Source organism: Nitrincola tibetensis (assembly GCF_003284585.1).
GTDB lineage: Bacteria > Pseudomonadota > Gammaproteobacteria > Pseudomonadales > Balneatricaceae > Nitrincola > Nitrincola tibetensis.
The window spans coordinates 42,423-62,006 of record NZ_QKRX01000009.1; the positions used below are offsets into that span (position 1 = coordinate 42,423).

Below are 19,584 nucleotides of genomic sequence, written 5' to 3' on the forward strand. Positions count from 1 at the left end.
GTTTATGTCCATCTAGGATCGCATCTTAGATGGACCAAAAACCTAGTAGATCTCTAATGCAACAGCGGTCGCTTCACCACCTCCAATACATAAAGAAGCCACTCCACGCTTTAAATTACGCTTTTGAAGTGCGTAAAGCAGTGTCACCAGAATTCTAGAGCCACTAGAGCCAATTGGATGACCCAAAGCACAGGCACCACCGTTCACATTGACCTTGCGCTCATCTAAACCCAAAGCTTGCTGAGCCAGCAAAGTCACCACTGCAAACGCTTCATTTATTTCGAAAAGATCCACACTGTCTTTATCCCAGTCCGCCATTTTTAGGACTTTCTCAATAGCCCCAATCGGGGCCAGAGTAAATTCAGCAGGCAGTTGCGCATGCGTGGAATGAGCAACAATACGCGCTAGGGGCTTTAAACCACGGCTCAGAGCTTCAGATTCTTTCATCAACACCAATGCAGAAGCACCATCGGAAATCGAGCTGGAGTTTGCAGCCGTGACCGTCCCATCTTTTGCAAAAGCAGGCTTTAATGAACGAATTTTATCCAAGCGAGCCTTACCTGGCTGCTCATCAATCGCCACAACCTGGTCACCCGCACGTGTTGAAATAACCACTGGCGCAATCTCATCAGCAAAACCGCCGGACTGAATGGCGGACAGTGACTTATCCAAAGACGCGATAGCGAAGTCATCCATCACCTCCCGGGTAATGCCGTGCGCATCGGCAGAACGTTGAGCAAAGCTCCCCATCAAACCGCCTTCATAGGCATCTTCGAGACCATCCATAAACATATGATCCAGCACCTTCCCATGCCCCATTCGCAGACCTTCGCGAACCTTAGGCAACAAGTAAGGGGACTGACTCATATTTTCCATTCCACCCGCCACCATGGCTGCCGCACTGCCAGCAAGCAACTGATCATGTGCAAGCATGACGGCTTTCATGCCAGAGCCGCACATTTTATTAATCGTGGTACAACCAACGGAAATCGGCAACCCTGCTTTCAATGCCGCTTGCCGAGCAGGCGCTTGGCCTAAGCCAGCTGGCAAAACGCACCCCATAATCACTTCATCAACACCCTCCGATGACACACCCGCACGCTCAAGTGCCGCTTTAATGGCAACAGCGCCCAAATCAGGAGATCTGACACTGCTTAAGTCACCCTGCAAACCACCCATGGGCGTTCTAGCCGCTCCAACAATCACAATAGAATCGTTCATTCGTTACCTCATGTATTTAGGCGCATGGAATACTTGATCCCCACCCACTACCTGATTATTTAAAGTTCTTTTTATAAAATTTCTGAAATTCACCGATAATGCCAGCACGGAACATCAATACGCAGAGAATAAAAATCACACCCAAGATGACGTTCACCCAATCGCCCAATGCGCTTTGCGCTAACTGATGCTCAAGACTCACTACAAACGCAGCACCCACGACAGGTCCCAACAACGTACCAACGCCACCGACCAAGGTCATCAACACCACTTCTCCCGACATGTGCCAATGCGCGTCATTTAGCGAAGCCAACTGAAAGACGATGGTTTTTACTGAGCCTGCCAAGCCTGCCAAAGCCGCTGAGATAACAAAGGCGACCAACTTGTAGCGATCCACATTGTAGCCAAGCGATGTTGCACGTGGCTCATTCTCTTTAATGGCCTTAAGCACATGCCCATAGGGTGAATGAACCATCCGATGAACCACGGCAAAACCAAAAACAAACACGGCTAAAACAAAATAATACATCGCTAGATTATCGGCTAAATTAATGACACCGAGTAACTTACCGCGCGGAATACCGTGTAGACCGTCTTCACCACCAGTAAAAGAGGACTGCACGTAAAAGAAAAACACGAGCTGCGCCAGGGCTAAAGTAATCATGGCAAAATAAATGCCTTGACGACGAATGGCCAGCAGACCAAACCCCAACCCGAGCAGTGTCGAGGCCGACGTACCCGCTAAAATAGCCAACTCTGGCGTCAAACCTGAATAGGTACTGAGTAGATAGCCAGTGGTGTAACCGCCGGTCGCCAGGAAGGCCGCATGACCAAAAGACAACAAACCCACGTAACCAAGCAGCAGATTAAATGCGACAGCAAATAGCGCAAAGCATAGTATTTTCATTAAGAAAACGGGGTACACCACATAGGGTGCAATTAACGCAATCACAAAAAATGCACCGTAAAGCATCAACTTTCTTCGCTCAGAACGCTGCTTCTGCTCGAGCACACTTTTACGTGCCGGACTTGCATACACTGAAGTCGTCATACCCTATGCCTCCTTCCCAAACAGGCCTGATGGCCTAACCAATAACACCAACACCATTACCAAAAAGATGACTGTACTTGACGCTTCAGGATAAAAAACCTTTGTTAATCCTTCAATAATGCCCATTGCCAACCCAGTAATCACCGCACCAAGAATCGAGCCCATTCCTCCTATAACAACCACAGCAAACACTATAATCAGAATATTGGCACCCATTACAGGCGTGACCGAGTAGATAGGGGCCGCAAGAACACCGGCAAATGCAGCCAGCATTACCCCAAAGCCATAAGTTAAGCTAACAAGCAATGGCACGTTGATACCAAATGCCTGCATCAGTTGCGAGTTTTCCGTTCCTGCACGCAAATAAGAGCCTAATTTGGTTTTTTCAATCATGAACCAAGTGCCAATACAGACCACCAAGGCCGCAACGATAACCCAGGCACGATAATAAGGAAGGAACATGAAGCCAAGATTCACACCGCCTCTAAAAACCTCAGGTATTGGGTAACGCAACCCCGACACACCATAAATATTTGTTAATACCCCCTGGATAACCAGCGCCAAACCAAAGGTTAATAACAAGCTGTAAATATGGTCTTCATTGGCAATTTTTCTGAGTAAGAAAAACTCAATTAAAACACCCACAACACCAACAATTAAGGGGGCAAGTATTAAAGCGACCCAATAATTAACACCCAAGGTATTAAATAAAACAACTGTGCATAACGCACCCAGCATATAAAATGCGCCATGGGCGAAGTTAATAATCTTAAGAAGACCAAAAATAACCGCCAAACCTAAACTTAATAAAGCATAAAATGCGCCATTAATAAGCCCAAGCAATAACTGACCCGAGAGCACAGCAATGGGTACTCCGAATATCATACTCATAGTAAGACCCTACCTGAAAATACTGGCTAAACCGACCTAACTAAATTCACGCCCTCGTTACATCACAAGGACGTGAACTCATTGCACTTAGTTATTGACTAATTTGCACTGGCTTTCAGACAGAGGACGGTAAGCCTCATCCCCAGGAATGGTTCTCACTATTTTATAAAGGTCCCACTCATCTTTAGATTCAGCTGGGGTTTTTACTTGAGCAAGGTACATATCATGCACCATACGACCGTCTTCGCGGATATAACCACCCTTCGCAAACATGTCATTAATCGGCGTATTCATCATTTGCTGACGAACAGCCTGTGCTTCATCTGTACCCGCCTCTTTTACGGCATTCAAATAATGCACAGTACTAGAGTAAATACCGGCATGGACCATGGTTGGACGTACACCTGTTCTTTGCATGAAGCGATCAGACCAAGCGCGGGCATCGTCATCCATATCCCAGTACCATCCAGTCGTCAACTGAATACCTTGCGCCGCTTGAACACCCAATGCATGTACATCCGTGAGGAACAGCAACAACGCCGCCAGAGTTTGACCTGACTGCGTTAAACCAAACTCACCTGCAGTGGTAATGGCATTAGTAGTGTCAGAACCTGCATTCGCCAAGGCCACAACTTTTGCGCCTGAGCTTTGTGCTTGTAAAATAAACGAGGAGAAATCACCCGTAGGGAAAGGATGACGCACCTTTTGCACTACCGTGCCGCCATTCGCGGTCACCACCTTTTCAACATCACCTTCTAAGGCGTGCCCAAAGGCATAATCAGCGGTTAAAATAAACCAGCTATCACCACCTTCCTGAACTACAGCTTGGGCTGTGCCGTTTGCCAGCGGATAGGTATCATAAACGTAATGAATGTGATTGGGGGTGCAATGCTCGTTAGTAATGCTAGATGCTGCTGATCCAGACACGATTCCTAAACGATTACTTTGCTCTAAAATACGGGTTGCTGCGATGGTTACCGAAGAAGCAACCAACCCTGCCACCATATCAACACCATCATTTTCAACCCATTGGCGCACCGTACTGGATGCAACGTCAGGGCTGTTTCGATCATCCGCGCTAACTACACGAATGTTGGCACCATTGACCTGCCCACCCACATCCTCAACAGCCATTTGCAAAGCTACCAATCCATTTGGTCCTGCCAAATCACGGTAGGTACCTGACATATCAGCAAGATAACCAATTCGAATTTCATTATCACTGATAGCTGCTTGCGCAGTCGTTGCGATAATTGTAGAAGCAATTGCGGCTGATAAGAGTTTTTTCATTATTTTCATTGTGTGTCTCCAGTGCCTTTTGGCTGTTATTTTTTTTCTAAACGAAAGAGAACGCGCTTTAAAACACATTTACTCGTATAAACACCACACGAATAAATATTTCCTTAACTAAACACCTAAGTAGGTATTTAATAATTCTTGCTTAGATGCCAATTCATTGGCTTGAATTTCTTCAACAATTTGACCATGTTCCATCAGGTAGTGACGATCGGCCAAGGGGGCTGCAAACCGAAAATTTTGCTCGACCAAAACAATGGTTAAACCCTTTTCTTTAAGCTTGATCAGTACTTCAGCGAGTTTTTGCACTATGACGGGAGCCAACCCTTCTGTGATTTCATCAAGCAACAACAAGTTAGCACCTGTCCGTAAAATTCGAGCCATGGCCAACATTTGCTGCTCCCCACCAGATAGGCGTGTACCTTGACTGTAGCGACGCTCATACAGGTTTGGGAACATGCTGTAAATGTCATCCAGACTCATACCATCACTGCGCACGGTGGGTGGCAACAACAGATTTTCTTCAACATTCAAGCTTGAAAAAATACCGCGCTCTTCTGGACAGTAGCCAACACCCAAATGGGCAATGTGATGCGCCGGGCTATCGATGGTTTCGCGACCATTAATCATGATCGACCCTGTTCGGCGGCCAACCATGTTCATGATTGATTTCAACGTCGTGCTCCGGCCTGAGCCATTACGTCCTAGCAGGGTCACCAACTCACCGCGTCTTACTAGCAAATCGATGCCATGAAGAATATGCGATTCACCATAAAATGCATGCAAGTCGGTGACTTTTAATTGTTCATAATTGGGTTTGATTGAATCAGTCATTAGTGCGCTCCCTCAACTGCGGCAGACTCAGTGCCCATGTAGGCTTCTCTTACCTTAGGATTCTGCGATACAGCGGCATAATCCCCTTCAGTTAAGATTGCGCCACGGGTGAGCACGGTAATGCGGTCACAGAGCTTACTCACGACACTCAGATTATGCTCGACCATTAACACCGTGCGCCCGACCGCCGCCTGGCGAATCAACTCAACCACACGATCGACATCTTCATGACCCATCCCCTGAGTCGGCTCATCCAACAGCACCAACTCAGGCTCCATCGCCAGCGTCGTTGCCAGCTCAAGCGCACGTTTGCGACCATAAGACAACTCAACCGTCACCGTATCAGCAAAGGTCTCAAGCCCAACAGACTCTAGAAGCTGGTAAGCACGATCATTTAAACGATTAAGGGTTTTTTCAGATGCCCAGAAATGAAAGCTATTGCCCTCAAAGCGCTGCAGAGCCACGCGCACATTTTCCAATGCCGTCATGTGCGGAAAAACCGCCGAAATCTGAAATGAGCGAATAATACCTTTGCGCGCAATCGCGGCAGACTTCATCGCTGTGATATCGTCACCCTTGAACAAAATTTGCCCGCGTGTTGGAATCAAAAATTTGGTAAGTAGGTTAAATACCGTGGTTTTACCCGCGCCATTTGGACCAATCAATGCATGAATGTGACCTTTTTGGATCTTAAGATTCACATCATCAACGGCTGTAAACCCTTTAAACTCTTTAACGAGATTTCGGGTTTCAAGTACGAATTCGGAACTCATAGGAGTGTGCAGCCTCTTTTTATTGTTAGATTCGCCGACTTAAAGCATTACATTTACGTAAGCGTCAACTTAACTTATCAATAGTCACTAAGGGTTTACAAGTAATACTTTGGTTGTACAACCTGCAAAACCCCTTAGCAACCCACCCATCTCATTAATAAATAAGGATTAAAAAAATTTAGCCAACTTCCTGCTCAGCTGACTGACGCAAAATAAAACGCTGTATCTTGCCACTAGGTGTCTTTGGCAACTCTTCGACGAACTCAATTTCTCGCGGAAAGGCATGTGTTGACAAACGACTGCGCACCAAAGCCTTCAATTCATCCTTAAGCGCATCGCTCGGATCATACGCTGGCTTTATGACAACGTATGCCTTAATAATTGACCCACGTTTTTCATCTGGCTTAGCCACCACACCCGACTCCGCAACCGACGGATGCTCCAATAAGGTACTCTCAACATCTGCAGGCCCCACTCGATAACCCGCTGTGGTGATGATGTCGTCATCGCGCCCAGTAAAGGAATAACTGCCATCACCATGACTGAACACCATATCACCCGTTAAGTAATAGGACCCATGAAACGGATGCTTTTCCGCCCAGGTATAGCCATTAAAGAAAAACAAGGGGGACTGAGAAACATCTACCGCTAACTGCCCGATCTCCCCCTCACCCACTTCATTGAACTGCTCATCCAGCGCCACAACCCGATGCCCTGGCATCGAGAACCCCATCGCCCCGATACGCTCAACATGCCCAAGGCGGTGATAATTGCAACAAGTCATACCCGTTTCGGTTTGACCATAATGATCCTTCACAGGACAACCCAAGCGCCGCCCGACCCAACCTATCACCTCTGGATTTAAAGGCTCGCCTGCACTGCTTGCCACTCGAATTCCTAAACTTTGATCCTGCGCCAACAAGTGATCATTTGCCATCAATAAGCGATAGGCCGTAGGTGCCGCAGCAAGATTGGTAATTTGATATTTTTGTATCATTTGATAGGTGGTTTCCGGCGTAAACCCCTGCTCATTAAAGTGCGTCGCCTGCCCCAACAGCAAAGGCCCCACAACAGCATAATACAAACCATACGCCCAACCAGGATCAGCAACATTCCAATAACGATCTTCTGGACGCAAGTCGATGGCATACTTCATGTAGAGATAAAAAGACAGCAAGGCCCGAACAGGAACCGCAACCCCTTTCGACTTACCCACTGTACCAGAGGTAAACATCTGCAAAAATGGATCATCTTTTTGCAACAAAACAGGCTCAAACTGATCCGATTGAATTGACACTTTTTCGTCAAAATCTGAAACATCATCTAAGCCCAAGCCATCTTTCAAACCTACACAAAGCGCTGGCGGAAGACTATCCAGCTCAGCCAATTTGGAAAGATTAGTCTGATTGGTAACGATGCAGCGTGTAGAAGCCTGCTCCAAGCGATACGCAATTGCACCCGAACCAAACGCCGTAAACAAAGGCTGATACACAGCGCCCGCTTTTAGCGCCCCCAAGACCACGACCAGCAATTCAGGGCATCGCGGCAAGAGCCCTGCAACACGATCACCAGGACCAACCCCCATCCCCCTCAAGTAGTTTGCAAAGCGAGCCGACAACTGACTCAACTCCGAAAACGTCATTGACGTCGTTTGACCATCAACACCTTCATGATACAAAGCCACTTTATCTGACTCACTCGCCCAGCGATCACAAATCTCATAGGCGACATTCACGCCACTCTCAAGCGACCTAGATAACACTTCACTCTCTAACTGACCGGGGCTAAACTCAGAGATGAAGCTCGAATACTCCATTAAACCCATAACAACACACCTCTTGTTTTTATAATCGATTGCTGTCTAATTGATAACATAGCTTTACCTTTACGTAAAGTGCAATTTGAAGAATTACTCCCTCATTACGACCAAAAGTAACAAAACACGTTTGAAATCAATATTTATCACTAACGTTAACTGAATTTAGCGCTTTGAATGTGCTCAACCCCCTGCAAACCTACAACTTTAGCCGTATAATTACAGCAACATATAAAGCAAACCCCTTCTCTTAACGGGTCACAGCGACCCCACTCAAAAGAAAATTATTCGATAGTGAAAAATACACTTTACGTTAACGTTAACTTTGAGTAGTCTTGATACATGCATGAGGTAAACAACATGAGCTTAAAAAAGAAAACTTTCTCTATCAGCGAACTGGCCAGTGAATTCGACGTCACGACCCGCAGTATCCGCTTTTATGAAGACCAAGGACTGCTCAAACCAGATCGCAAAGGGCAAACACGCATTTACAGCTCCAAAGATCGGGTTAGGTTAAAGCTGATCTTACGTGGAAAACGTTTAGGATTTTCATTAGCCGAATCAAAAGAACTGTTCGATCTTTGGGATGAAACCCCCGGCGGCAGCGAGCGACAATTGCTTAAAATGCTTGAAACACTAGCCGATAAGCAAGCGCATCTTGAGCAGCAGCTAAATGACATCCAGATGGCAAAAATTGAAATAGACAGCGCAGAAGCTCGATGTCGCGCGGCCTTAGAAGAATTAAGAGAAAAAAAGCGTTCTGAGCAAACGCCCCTAACAAATCACGATTTAAATAACTCCTCCTTACATTAAAAATAACAAACAGGTAACCAACATGATTTCACAATACTCAGAATTGAATTTTGGACTTGGTGAAACACTGGACATGCTCCGCCAGCAAATTAATAACTTTGCCGCTGCAGAAATTGCCCCGCGAGCGGCAGATATTGATCATGAGAATGTCTTTCCAGCCGATTTATGGAAAAAATTTGGCGACATGGGATTGCTCGGCATCACAGTCAGCGAAGAGTTTGGCGGCGCAGGCATGGGTTACTTGGCACATGTTATTGCGATGGAAGAACTTAGCCGCGCATCTGCGTCTGTCGCCCTCTCCTACGGCGCACACTCCAATCTTTGCGTAAACCAAATTCATCGCAACGGCACACAAGCGCAAAAGGAAAAGTATTTACCCAAACTGATTTCCGGGGAACATGTCGGTGCACTTGCCATGTCCGAACCCAATGCAGGCTCCGATGTTGTCTCAATGAAACTGAGTGCACGTGATGCCGGCGACCACTATGTTTTAAATGGCAATAAAATGTGGATCACAAATGGACCGGACGCAAATGTCTACGTTATCTACGCCAAAACCGATTTGCAAGCTGGCCCGAAAGGCATTACAGCCTTTATCGTCGAACGAGACACCGAAGGGTTTACCCAGGCTCAAAAGCTAGACAAGTTAGGCATGCGTGGCTCTAACACCTGCGAGCTGGTCTTCCAAGACTGCAAAGTACCGAAGGAAAACATCTTGGGCACACTTAATGGTGGCGTCAAGGTTCTGATGTCCGGCCTTGATTACGAACGCTTGGTTCTTGCAGGCGGACCATTGGGAATTATGCAGGCAGCTATGGATGTTGCGGTACCTTATATTCGTGATCGGAAGCAATTTGGCAAAGCCATCGGAGAGTTTGAGCTAGTTCAAGGCAAAATTGCAGACATGTACACACGCATGAATGCTGCAAAATCCTATGTATACATGGTCGCACTCGCGGCTGATCGCGGTGAAACCACGCGTAAAGATGCCGCAGGTGTCATTTTGTACTCGGCCGAAATGGCCACACAAATCGCCCTCGATGCTATCCAACTTCTTGGCGGGAATGGCTACATCAACGAATACCCTACAGGACGCCTATTGCGCGACGCCAAGCTCTATGAAATCGGCGCAGGCACCTCTGAAATTCGCCGGATGTTGATTGGCCGCGAACTTTTTCTGAACAACTAATCCGGCTCGTGGAGGCTTACAGATGCCAATTCTACAAACAAAAATAAATGCGCGTTCTGAAGAGTTTAAAGCGAAAGCAGATGCCATGTCTGCAGTGGTTGCAGATCTCAAAGAAAAAGTGGCAAAAATTCAAGAAGGTGGTGGTGCTGCGTACCAAGAACGCCACCTCGCTCGTGGAAAATTACTCCCTAGAGAACGAATCAATCACTTAATTGATGATGGTTCCCCTTTTTTAGAATTATCGCAACTCGCAGCCTACCAGGTCTATGATGAAGACGTCCCTGCCGCTGGCATTATTACCGGAGTGGGTCGCGTATCCGGCATTGAATGCATGATTATCGCCAATGATGCAACCGTTAAAGGGGGGACCTACTACCCACTCACGGTCAAAAAGCATTTGCGTGCGCAAGAAATAGCAGAGCAAAACCACCTGCCCTGCATCTATTTAGTCGACTCCGGCGGTGCTAATCTACCTCGTCAAGATGAAGTTTTCCCTGACCGAGACCATTTTGGCCGTATTTTTTACAACCAAGCACGCATGTCAGCTAAAGGTATTCCTCAAGTTGCGGTAGTGATGGGCCTGTGCACTGCGGGCGGCGCATACGTCCCAGCGATGGCAGATGAATCCATCATTGTTAAAAATCAAGGCACCATCTTCCTAGCGGGTCCACCTTTGGTCAAAGCGGCAACAGGCGAAGTTGTCAGCGCTGAAGACTTAGGTGGGGCAGACGTACACTGCAAAGTATCTGGCGTGGCGGATCACTACGCCGAAAATGACCAGCACGCATTGCAAATTGCACGCCGCTGCATTGCCAACCTCAACAAAAAGAAACAGCTTCAACTGGCGGTTAAAAAACCTCAAGCCCCCTTATTTGATCCCGCCGAACTCTATGGCGTTGTCGGCACAGATCTTCGCAAGCCTTTTGATGTTCGTGAAGTGATTGCTCGACTTGTTGATGGCTCGGAGTTTGACGAATTCAAGCAATTATATGGAACCACCTTGGTAACAGGCTTTGCGCACATTCATGGCTACCCTGTTGGCATTATTGCCAATAACGGTATTTTATTTGCGGAGTCCGCCCAAAAAGGAGCCCACTTTATTGAGCTCTGCTGCCAACGTAACATTCCCTTATTATTCCTACAGAACATTACGGGATTCATGGTTGGGCGCAAATACGAGGCTGAAGGAATTGCTAAACATGGTGCGAAAATGGTCATGGCTGTTGCCTGCGCCAATGTTCCTAAGCTTACCATTCTAATTGGCGGAAGCTTTGGTGCGGGTAATTATGGTATGTGCGGTCGCGCCTATAATCCTGACTTCCTCTGGATGTGGCCAAATGCCCGAATCTCAGTCATGGGCGGTGAGCAAGCGGCTGGCGTGTTGGCCACCGTGCGCCGCGAAAGCCTTGAGCGCGCGGGAAAAGAGTGGTCCAGTGAAGATGAAGCGAAATTCAAAAAACCCATCGTCGATACTTACGAACATCAGGGACACCCCTACTTTGCAAGCGCAAGGCTCTGGGATGATGGTGTTATCGACCCTATCCAAACACGAGAAATCATCGCATTAAGCCTCTCAGCCAGTTTGAACCGTCCGCAAGAACCGACACGCTTCGGCGTGTTCCGCATGTGAGGCTGAAATCATGACAGACACAACCTCCTACAGTACGCTGATTGAAAGTCGTCCAGGCATTTTCGAGCTCACACTCAATCGTCCTGATAAGCACAATGCGTTTGATGATGCGATGATTCAAAACCTGATCTCACTCTTGGATCAAGCTGAATCAATTGCACACCTTCGTCTTCTAATCGTTAAATCTGAAGGCAAGCATTTTTCTGCAGGCGCGGATCTCGGCTGGATGAAGCGAATGGCAAGCAACAGCCACAGCGAGAATCTGATCGATGCACGCCAACTTGCCAAACTGATGGATAAGCTCAATCACTTTTCACGTCCGACACTCGCGTTGGTACAAGGTGCAGCCTATGGAGGCGCTGTCGGCCTAGCTGCGTGCTGTGATCTTGTTCTTGCAAGTCGTGATGCACGCTTTTGCTTAAGTGAAGTCAAAATTGGTTTAATTCCAGCCGTGATCAGCCCTTATGTCATTCGTGCCATCGGCGAGCGCCAAGCTCGGCGTTATTTTTTAACAGCAGAAGCCTTTACCGCTGAAGAGGCTCAAGCGTTTGGCTTGGTTCATAAGGTGGTTGACACCTCCGCCGACCTGCCTCATAGCGCCGAGGCCTTCATCCAACAACTGAGCTTAAATAGCCCTCAAGCGATGATGGCGGCAAAATCATTAATTTTCACGGTCAGCCAGCAAGCAATAGACGCTGAAATAATTGAAGAAACGGCAAAGCGCATTGCGGATATTCGCGTCAGCGCCGAAGGTCAGGAAGGGCTCAATGCCTTTTTAAACAAGCGCCAGCCTAACTGGATACAGGAGAATAATAACAATGTTCAGTAAAATCCTGATTGCAAATCGCGGTGAAATTGCTTGCCGCGTCATTCAAACAGCACATCGACTTGGCATTCGCTGCGTTGCCGTTTACTCAGAGGCTGACGCCAATGCTCGTCACGTTGCGATGGCAGATGAAGCCTTTTTACTGGGCCCAGCTCCAAGCTCCGAAAGCTACCTTCGTGCAGACAAGATCATCGACATTGCATTACAGTCGGGAGCACAAGCGATCCACCCAGGCTATGGTTTCCTCTCAGAAAATACCGACTTTGCGGAAGCCTGTGCGAAAAATAATCTTGTCTTTATTGGTCCGCCCGCCAGTGCAATTGCCGCCATGGGATCTAAGTCAGCGGCGAAAGCCATTATGGAAAGTGCGGGCGTCCCCCTGGTTCCTGGTTACCATGGCGCTGAACAATCGATTGAGATTCTTCGTGCCGAGGCCGAAAAATGCGGCTTCCCCTTATTACTGAAAGCCGTAGCCGGTGGCGGTGGTAAAGGGATGCGCGTGGTTAACCAAATGTCTGAGTTTAATGAAGCACTTGCCGCCGCTCAACGCGAAGCCAAAAATGCTTTTGGCAATCCAGACATGTTACTTGAGCGCTATTTAACTCAACCACGCCACGTTGAAATCCAAGTATTTTGTGACTCTCAAGGCAATGGCGTTTACCTCGCCGAGCGTGACTGTTCTGTTCAGCGTCGCCATCAAAAAGTGCTGGAAGAAGCACCTGCGCCGGGTCTGTCACTCGACACTCGCAAAGCCATGGGTGAAGCCGCTGTTAAAGCCGCACAAGCCATCGACTATGTCGGCGCGGGTACTGTTGAATTTTTATACGATGTCGATGGCTCATTTTTCTTTATGGAAATGAACACACGCTTGCAGGTTGAACACCCTGTCACCGAGATGGTTACAGGACAAGATCTTGTAGAATGGCAACTGCGCGTCGCCTACGGTGAGCCACTCCCTCTTCAGCAGGACGAACTGCGTATTCGCGGCCATGCCCTTGAAGCTCGCATCTATGCAGAAGATCCTGATAATGACTTTTTGCCTGCAACAGGCACCTTAACCTACTTGCGCACACCGGATGAAAGCACTCATGTGCGTGTGGACACTGGGGTTGTTGAAGGCGATGAAGTCAGCATTCATTATGACCCGATGATCGCCAAGCTAATTGTGTGGGACGAAAACCGTGATCAAGCGATTAATCGAATGGTCCAAGCACTAGAGCAGTATCGCATTAATGGTGTTAAAACCAATATTCGCTTTTTACATGCGCTTTCAGACTCGCAACCCTTTCGTGAAGCACAGCTAGACACAGGCTTCATCGAAAAACACCGCCCTCTGCTATTCCCTGCTCCACGCCTGGATTTGCATCGCGCATTAATTCTATCTGCAGGATTTTTGCTTGAACAAGCCAGAGTGACCTTGCCGCACAATCAAGATCTGTGGTCGCCCTATGCTCAGCAAAATAGCTGGCGCTTAAACTCAGAATACGCAAAACCGCTTCTACTTCGTGTCGATGAACAACTTTACGAACTTAAAGTACTCGAAAAGAATCATGCATACGAGATCTCGATTGGTGAAAGCTTCTATAGATTGCATGCAGAGCTCGTGAATGATCAATTAAAAGCCGTCATCAATGGCCATCGAATTTCAGTGCATGGCTCCTTAAATGACCGTGAACTCGTCTTATTCCATGAAGGCGAATCCTTCCGTTGCGAGCGTCATGAAGAAACCTTTGGCGAGCATGAAAGCACGAACCTGGGTAGTTTAACCGCACCGATGAATGGCTCTGTCGTCGCCGTGATGGTCAGTCCCGGTGATCTCGTCAAGGCGGGCCAAACCTTAGTGATTATGGAAGCCATGAAAATGGAGCATGCGATTCGCTCCCCCATCGATGGTACCGTTGACGAAATTTATTTCAATGAAGGCGAGCTCGTCCCAGAAGGCGTCGAACTGCTTGCCGTCACAGCTAATGAAGAGGTCAGCGAATGAGTTTTCCAAACGCAGTGCGCCTATTTGAAATGAGCGCACGAGATGGCCTGCAAAATGAGCCTGGTGATTTCATCGCCACGCCCATCAAAATTGAGCTGATTGAACGATTGGCCGATGCAGGCCTAACACACATAGAAGCTGCCAGCTTTGTGTCACCTAAATGGGTGCCACAAATGGCGGATGCGCATGACGTTTTATCTGGAATTCAGCGCCGTCCAGGCGTGACATTCGCCGCTCTAACACCCAATTTAAAAGGACTTGAGGGCGCCATTGCCGCCAAAGCGGATGAAGTCGCCGTCTTCAGCGCAGCGTCCGAAGCCTTTACACAAAAGAATATTAATTGCTCAATCGCGGAAAGTTTAGAGCGATTTATTCCGGTGATTGAAACCGCTCGCCAGCAGGGTATGAAGGTTCGTGGCTACGTATCCACCGTAATGGGATGCCCCTATCAGGGCGAGGTTTCCCCTGATGCCGTTGCCAGGGTCGCGCAGCAACTGATCGAGATGGGCTGCTATGAAGTATCCCTAGGTGACACTATAGGCGTAGGCACCCCGCTAAAAGCAAAACGCATGCTGGAAGCCGTCACTCGAAAAGTCCCCATTGATAAGCTCGCCGCACATTTTCATGACACCTACGGTCAAGCCTTAGCGAATCTGTATGCAGTACTTGAAGAAGGTATTCAGGTCATTGATGCCTCAGTTGCAGGCTTAGGTGGCTGCCCTTACGCAAAAGGAGCCTCAGGCAATGTTGCAACCGAAGACGTCATCTACCTACTCAATGGTTTGGGCATCGAAACGGGTGTGGATTTACAAAAGCTGATCAATACCGGCTTCTGGATTACTCAACAGCTGAAACGGAATAATGGATCAAAAGTCGCCTTAGCCAAAGGAGCCTGCTATGACCGCTAAACCCATCACTGGATTAGCTCTGAACATCCCAAGTTTGGATGCACTGCCTAACGACGTACAAAAATATTTCAAAAAATGCGAAGAAAAATTAGGAATGATTCCCAACGTTCTTAAAGCCTATAGCCACAACCCTGCGCAGCTTGAAGTATTCAGTCGCTTTTACAACGAATTGATGTTTGGCGAAAGTGAACTCTCTCCATTGGAAAGAGAAATGATTGCTGTCGTTGTTTCATCCGAGAATAAATGCTTTTACTGCTTAGTTGCGCATGGCGCAGCCGTCAGAGAATACAGTCAAGACCCGAGCCTTGGCGAGCACTTAGTGATGAATTACCGCAGTGCCGATTTATCAAAACGCCATAAAGCCATGCTTGATTACGCCTCATTATTAACCAGAACCCCCTCTTTAGTTACACCTACGGAGGCAGATGCATTGAAATCTGTCGGATTTAGTGATCAGGGAGTTTGGGATATTTGCAATCTTGTCGGGTTTTACAACATGACCAACAGAGTAGCGCTGGCGGTCGATATGCAACCGAATTCCGAGTACCACGCTCAGCATCGCTAATACTGAGCACTCAGGGCAGATATATCCTGGCCTATTGGCTATAAAAACAATAATGGAGTCAGTACGATGAATACGTTACCGAGTTACACTAGCGGTGTGAGTGCCAAGCCTCTGTTGGGCATGACCATTGGCGATATGTTTGATGCCACCGCTTCCCTTCACCCTGATAACGATGCCTTAATCGTTTTGCATCAAGGTATACGCTGGACCTATCGGGAGCTGCAAAACCAAGTCAATATCTGTGCAAGAGCCATGCTTGCTGCAGGGGTACGTCGAGGTGATCGCGTCGCCATTTGGTCACCTAATCGATATGAATGGACCCTTACTCAGTTTGCGACTGCAAAAATAGGGGCAATTCTGGTTAACATCAATCCTGCGTACCGGACACATGAGCTTGAGTATGCGCTTAACCAATCCGAAGCACGCTTTTTGATCACCGCCGATAAATTCAAAACATCTGACTATCGCGGTATGATTTATGAGCTAGCGCCTGAACTTAAAATGAGCGCAGAAGGCCAATTACACGCCCAAAAACTCCCGGAGCTCAAGGGGGTGATTAACCTAGACAATATCAAACATCCAGGTATGTGGCGTTGGCAAGATTTTATGGACTTGGCCGATGAAATTCCGCAAGAAGTGCTTGATGATGTTCAATCAGGCCTACAATTTGATGACCCCATCAATATTCAGTACACCTCTGGAACAACCGGCTTTCCGAAAGGCGCCACACTGTCGCACCACAACATTCTAAACAATGGTTACTTTGTTGCTGAGAGCATGGGCTTCACTCACCTAGACCGCCTTGTCATCCCCGTTCCTCTTTATCATTGCTTCGGCATGGTAATGGGCAATCTTGGCTGTGTCACCCATGGTGCTACCATGATTTATCCAGATGAGGGCTTTGAGCCGGGCTCTGTTTTGAAGGCCGTTCATCAGGAGCGAGCAACTGCATTGTATGGTGTACCCACTATGTTTATCGCAGAACTCAATCACCCTGATTTTGCTCACTCGGACCTGTCATCACTGCGCACGGGGATTATGGCAGGCTCACTTTGCCCAACCGAAATCATGAAACAAGTCATCCACAAAATGAACATGAAGGAAGTTCAAATTGCCTACGGAATGACGGAAACCAGCCCGGTATCCACTCAAACAGGGGCCAATGATTCGCTTGAGAAACGTGTGACAACCGTTGGCCGCACCCAACCTCATTTAGAATCCAAAATTATTGACCCTGTTACCGGGCGTATTTTACCCAGAGGCCAAGTTGGTGAACTGTGCACGCGCGGCTATAGCGTCATGTTAAAATACTGGAATAACGAAAAAGGCACAGCAGAAGCCATCGATGAGTCAGGCTGGATGCACACGGGCGACTTGGCCAGCATGGATGAAGAGGGCTATATTCAAATCGTTGGCCGGATAAAAGACATGGTGATCCGGGGCGGCGAGAACATCTACCCCAAAGAAGTAGAGGAGTTCTTGTATACCCATCCAAGCATTGCAGAAGTGCAAGTGACGGGAATTCCAGATGCCAAATATGGCGAAGAGTTGATCGCGTGGATTAAGCTGCAACCAGGTGCCGACGAGGTGACTCAAGAGGCTCTGCGTGACTTCTGTAAGGGCAAAATCACCCACTTTAAAATTCCCCGTTACTTTAAGTTCGTGGAAAATTTTCCAATGACCGTAACGGGCAAAATTCAGAAATTCAAAATGAGAGAGATCTCAATTAAGGAACTGGGGCTCGAAGACGTCTAAGCAAGTGCAAGGAGCCTGGCTTATTCCGGTCCGGCTCCTCTCATTAATTTATTGCAGTTCACCCTGAAGCGATTTAAGCTTAAGACAAGCGTTAAATGTCAGGAGTTAATCGTGAAACACTTTCTATGGATGGTCAGTGCCAGCCTCCTTAGCGTATCTCTTAGTGCGCAACCTATTTATAAATGCGTTCATGAAGATGGGCGGCTGATTTTCTCTGACACACAATGCGGTGATCAAGCCGAAATTCTAGAACAGGAAGGTTCTCTCAACTCAATTCCATCCTTTGCGCAACAGGCTGAAATCACACGCTCGGAATCAACCACCGATAAAAAACCCGAAGAGCTCAGCATATCTGAGCGGAATCAAGTCAATAATCGCTACACGCAACTCTCTAGAGAAATTGAAGCTTTCTTCCTCTACTCTGAGCGTCATGAGTTGCAGCATTTACAAAGCGTTCTAGCCCATAACCATCAGACTGCCCTTCGCGCGACAAGCATTGCAGAAGATGCACATGCCGTTAATCAACGCTTTAATCAACAGGCTCGAGATCTACGCACGCGCCTCTGGCAAAACAAAAAACTTATGGCTCGCGAATTGATCAAGCTTGAGGCCCAACGCGATGCCGCACTATACGGACTCACGTCCTCTAAGCAGCGACGTCCATAAAGAATTTGTAGCAATAAAAAACCCGGCATTAGCCGGGTTTTTTATTAGATCTTCATCAATGATCAGGAGCAGCCTTAGCATGCTCTTGGTTCTCATATATTAAGATGGGATCTGAGGTGCCTTGAATCACACCCTCATCTATCACAACCTTAGATACATTTTCCATTGATGGCAGTTGATACATAATATCTAACAAAGTCGCCTCAAGAATCGAGCGCAGACCACGAGCGCCTGTTTTACGCTCCAAAGCCTTGTGAGCAACGGCACGAAGCGCTTCTTCACGGAAGTTAACCTCTGCCCCTTCCATTTCAAACAGCGCGGCATACTGCTTGGTTAGACTGTTCTTAGGCTGAGTCAGAATCTCTATCAACGCTTCCTCATCCAATTCTGATAAGGTTGCAATCATTGGCAAACGACCCACAAACTCAGGAATCAAGCCAAACTTAACCAGATCATCCGCTTCCACATCGTGTAACACATCGCTTAGATTGCTTTCGTCTTTGCTCTTAACCACTGCGTTAAAGCCAATAGAGCTTTTCACACTACGATTACGAATGAGTTTTTCAAGCCCAGAGAAAGCACCACCACATATAAACAAAATATTGGAGGTATCGACCTGCAAAAACTCTTGCTGCGGATGCTTACGGCCTCCTTGTGGCGGAACAGAAGCAACGGTCCCTTCTATCAGCTTAAGCAAAGCCTGTTGCACGCCCTCACCTGAAACATCACGCGTAATAGACGGATTGTCAGACTTGCGCGATATCTTATCGATTTCATCGATGTATACAATACCGACTTGAGCCTTTTCAACGTCATAATCACATTTCTGCAAAAGCTTTTGAATGATGTTTTCAACATCTTCACCCACATAACCCGCTTCGGTTAACGTCGTTGCATCTGCAATGGTGAAAGGTACATTAAGCATACGAGCTAGTGTCTGAGCTAACAGGGTTTTACCGCTACCCGTTGGCCCGATCAGCAAAATATTACTTTTACTTAACTCAACATCCGAGTTTTTGTCCTTGTAACGCAAGCGCTTGTAATGGTTATAAACTGCCACAGCAAGCACTTTCTTCGCCCGCTCCTGGCCTATGACGTAATCATCTAGGCCTTTCTTAATTTCGGCAGGCAAAGGCAATCTATCCCCGGCTTCTTGCTGAACGGTATCTTGCATCTCTTCGGTGATGATGTCGTTACAAAGATCAACACACTCATCACAAATAAACACTGAAGGCCCCGCAATTAATTTGCGAACTTCATCTTGGCTTTTGCCACAAAAAGAACAAAACAGCTTGGTGCCATCACCCTTACCTGTGTTACCGTCTGACATCCGGTTACCTCAAACTTGCAAAAAAAACACGCA

17 protein-coding genes are annotated in these 19,584 nt (G+C 47.4%); 9 read left to right on the forward strand and 8 right to left on the reverse strand.

What is annotated here, in order from left to right; genetic code table 11:
• Nucleotides 1-42 precede the first annotated feature (42 nt).
• The 7 genes from DN062_RS12360 to DN062_RS12390 form a co-directional block, all read right to left on the reverse strand.
• A complete protein-coding gene (locus tag DN062_RS12360) occupies nt 43-1,221 on the reverse strand; it encodes an acetyl-CoA C-acyltransferase (RefSeq protein WP_112159640.1) in 1,179 nt (392 codons plus the stop codon).
• Between the two features lie 55 nt (nt 1,222-1,276).
• On the reverse strand, nt 1,277-2,272 hold the full coding sequence (locus DN062_RS12365; protein WP_112159641.1) for a branched-chain amino acid ABC transporter permease: 996 nt from the start codon (nt 2,270-2,272) through the stop codon (nt 1,277-1,279).
• A 3-nt stretch (nt 2,273-2,275) separates the two neighbouring features.
• Nucleotides 2,276-3,163, reverse strand: coding sequence for a branched-chain amino acid ABC transporter permease (locus tag DN062_RS12370; protein ID WP_112159642.1), 888 nt, complete (start codon nt 3,161-3,163; stop codon nt 2,276-2,278).
• Nucleotides 3,164-3,250: 87 nt separating this feature from the next.
• Nucleotides 3,251-4,462 carry an ABC transporter substrate-binding protein gene (locus tag DN062_RS12375; protein WP_112159643.1) on the reverse strand — a complete coding sequence of 404 codons (1,212 nt, stop codon included), beginning with the start codon at nt 4,460-4,462 and terminating at the stop codon, nt 3,251-3,253.
• Between the two features lie 108 nt (nt 4,463-4,570).
• Nucleotides 4,571-5,293, reverse strand: coding sequence for an ABC transporter ATP-binding protein (locus DN062_RS12380; protein WP_112159644.1), 723 nt, complete (start codon nt 5,291-5,293; stop codon nt 4,571-4,573).
• Complete coding sequence (locus tag DN062_RS12385; protein ID WP_112159645.1) at nt 5,293-6,066, reverse strand: ABC transporter ATP-binding protein; 774 nt, start codon at nt 6,064-6,066, stop codon at nt 5,293-5,295. The genes DN062_RS12380 and DN062_RS12385 overlap by 1 nt, the downstream gene beginning before the upstream one ends.
• A gap of 178 nt (nt 6,067-6,244) precedes the next feature.
• Nucleotides 6,245-7,891: an AMP-binding protein gene (locus DN062_RS12390; RefSeq protein WP_112159646.1), complete on the reverse strand. Its 1,647-nt coding sequence runs from the start codon at nt 7,889-7,891 to the stop codon at nt 6,245-6,247.
• A gap of 351 nt (nt 7,892-8,242) precedes the next feature.
• Here DN062_RS12390 and DN062_RS12395 point away from each other — a divergent pair, with 351 nt between their 5' ends.
• The 9 genes from DN062_RS12395 to DN062_RS12435 all read left to right on the forward strand — a co-directional run bounded on the left by DN062_RS12395 (nt 8,243) and on the right by DN062_RS12435 (nt 18,221).
• Entirely contained in the window at nt 8,243-8,695 is a 453-nt protein-coding gene (locus DN062_RS12395) for a MerR family transcriptional regulator (RefSeq protein WP_112159647.1), read from the forward strand.
• Nucleotides 8,696-8,717: 22 nt separating this feature from the next.
• Complete coding sequence (locus DN062_RS12400) at nt 8,718-9,884, forward strand: isovaleryl-CoA dehydrogenase (protein ID WP_112159648.1); 1,167 nt, start codon at nt 8,718-8,720, stop codon at nt 9,882-9,884.
• Between the two features lie 22 nt (nt 9,885-9,906).
• A complete protein-coding gene (locus DN062_RS12405; protein ID WP_112159649.1) occupies nt 9,907-11,514 on the forward strand; it encodes a carboxyl transferase domain-containing protein in 1,608 nt (535 codons plus the stop codon).
• Nucleotides 11,515-11,524: 10 nt separating this feature from the next.
• On the forward strand, nt 11,525-12,343 hold the full coding sequence (locus DN062_RS12410) for an enoyl-CoA hydratase-related protein (RefSeq protein ID WP_112159650.1): 819 nt from the start codon (nt 11,525-11,527) through the stop codon (nt 12,341-12,343).
• Nucleotides 12,333-14,327: an acetyl/propionyl/methylcrotonyl-CoA carboxylase subunit alpha gene (locus DN062_RS12415; RefSeq protein WP_112159651.1), complete on the forward strand. Its 1,995-nt coding sequence runs from the start codon at nt 12,333-12,335 to the stop codon at nt 14,325-14,327. Before DN062_RS12410 ends, DN062_RS12415 begins: the two co-directional genes overlap by 11 nt.
• On the forward strand, nt 14,324-15,235 hold the full coding sequence (locus DN062_RS12420; RefSeq protein ID WP_112159652.1) for a hydroxymethylglutaryl-CoA lyase: 912 nt from the start codon (nt 14,324-14,326) through the stop codon (nt 15,233-15,235). Before DN062_RS12415 ends, DN062_RS12420 begins: the two co-directional genes overlap by 4 nt.
• Entirely contained in the window at nt 15,225-15,800 is a 576-nt protein-coding gene (locus tag DN062_RS12425) for a peroxidase-related enzyme (protein ID WP_112159653.1), read from the forward strand. Before DN062_RS12420 ends, DN062_RS12425 begins: the two co-directional genes overlap by 11 nt.
• 66 nt (nt 15,801-15,866) lie before the next feature.
• Nucleotides 15,867-17,555, forward strand: a complete 1,689-nt coding sequence (locus tag DN062_RS12430; protein WP_112159654.1) for an AMP-binding protein — start codon at nt 15,867-15,869, stop codon at nt 17,553-17,555.
• Nucleotides 17,556-17,666: 111 nt separating this feature from the next.
• Nucleotides 17,667-18,221 (forward strand): DUF4124 domain-containing protein, encoded by a 555-nt coding sequence (locus tag DN062_RS12435; protein ID WP_133256761.1) that lies wholly within the window; start codon nt 17,667-17,669, stop codon nt 18,219-18,221.
• A gap of 55 nt (nt 18,222-18,276) precedes the next feature.
• Here the strand turns inward: DN062_RS12435 and clpX are convergent, their stop codons facing one another.
• A complete protein-coding gene (gene clpX / locus DN062_RS12440; protein ID WP_112159656.1) occupies nt 18,277-19,551 on the reverse strand; it encodes an ATP-dependent Clp protease ATP-binding subunit ClpX in 1,275 nt (424 codons plus the stop codon).
• Nucleotides 19,552-19,584 lie beyond the last annotated feature (33 nt).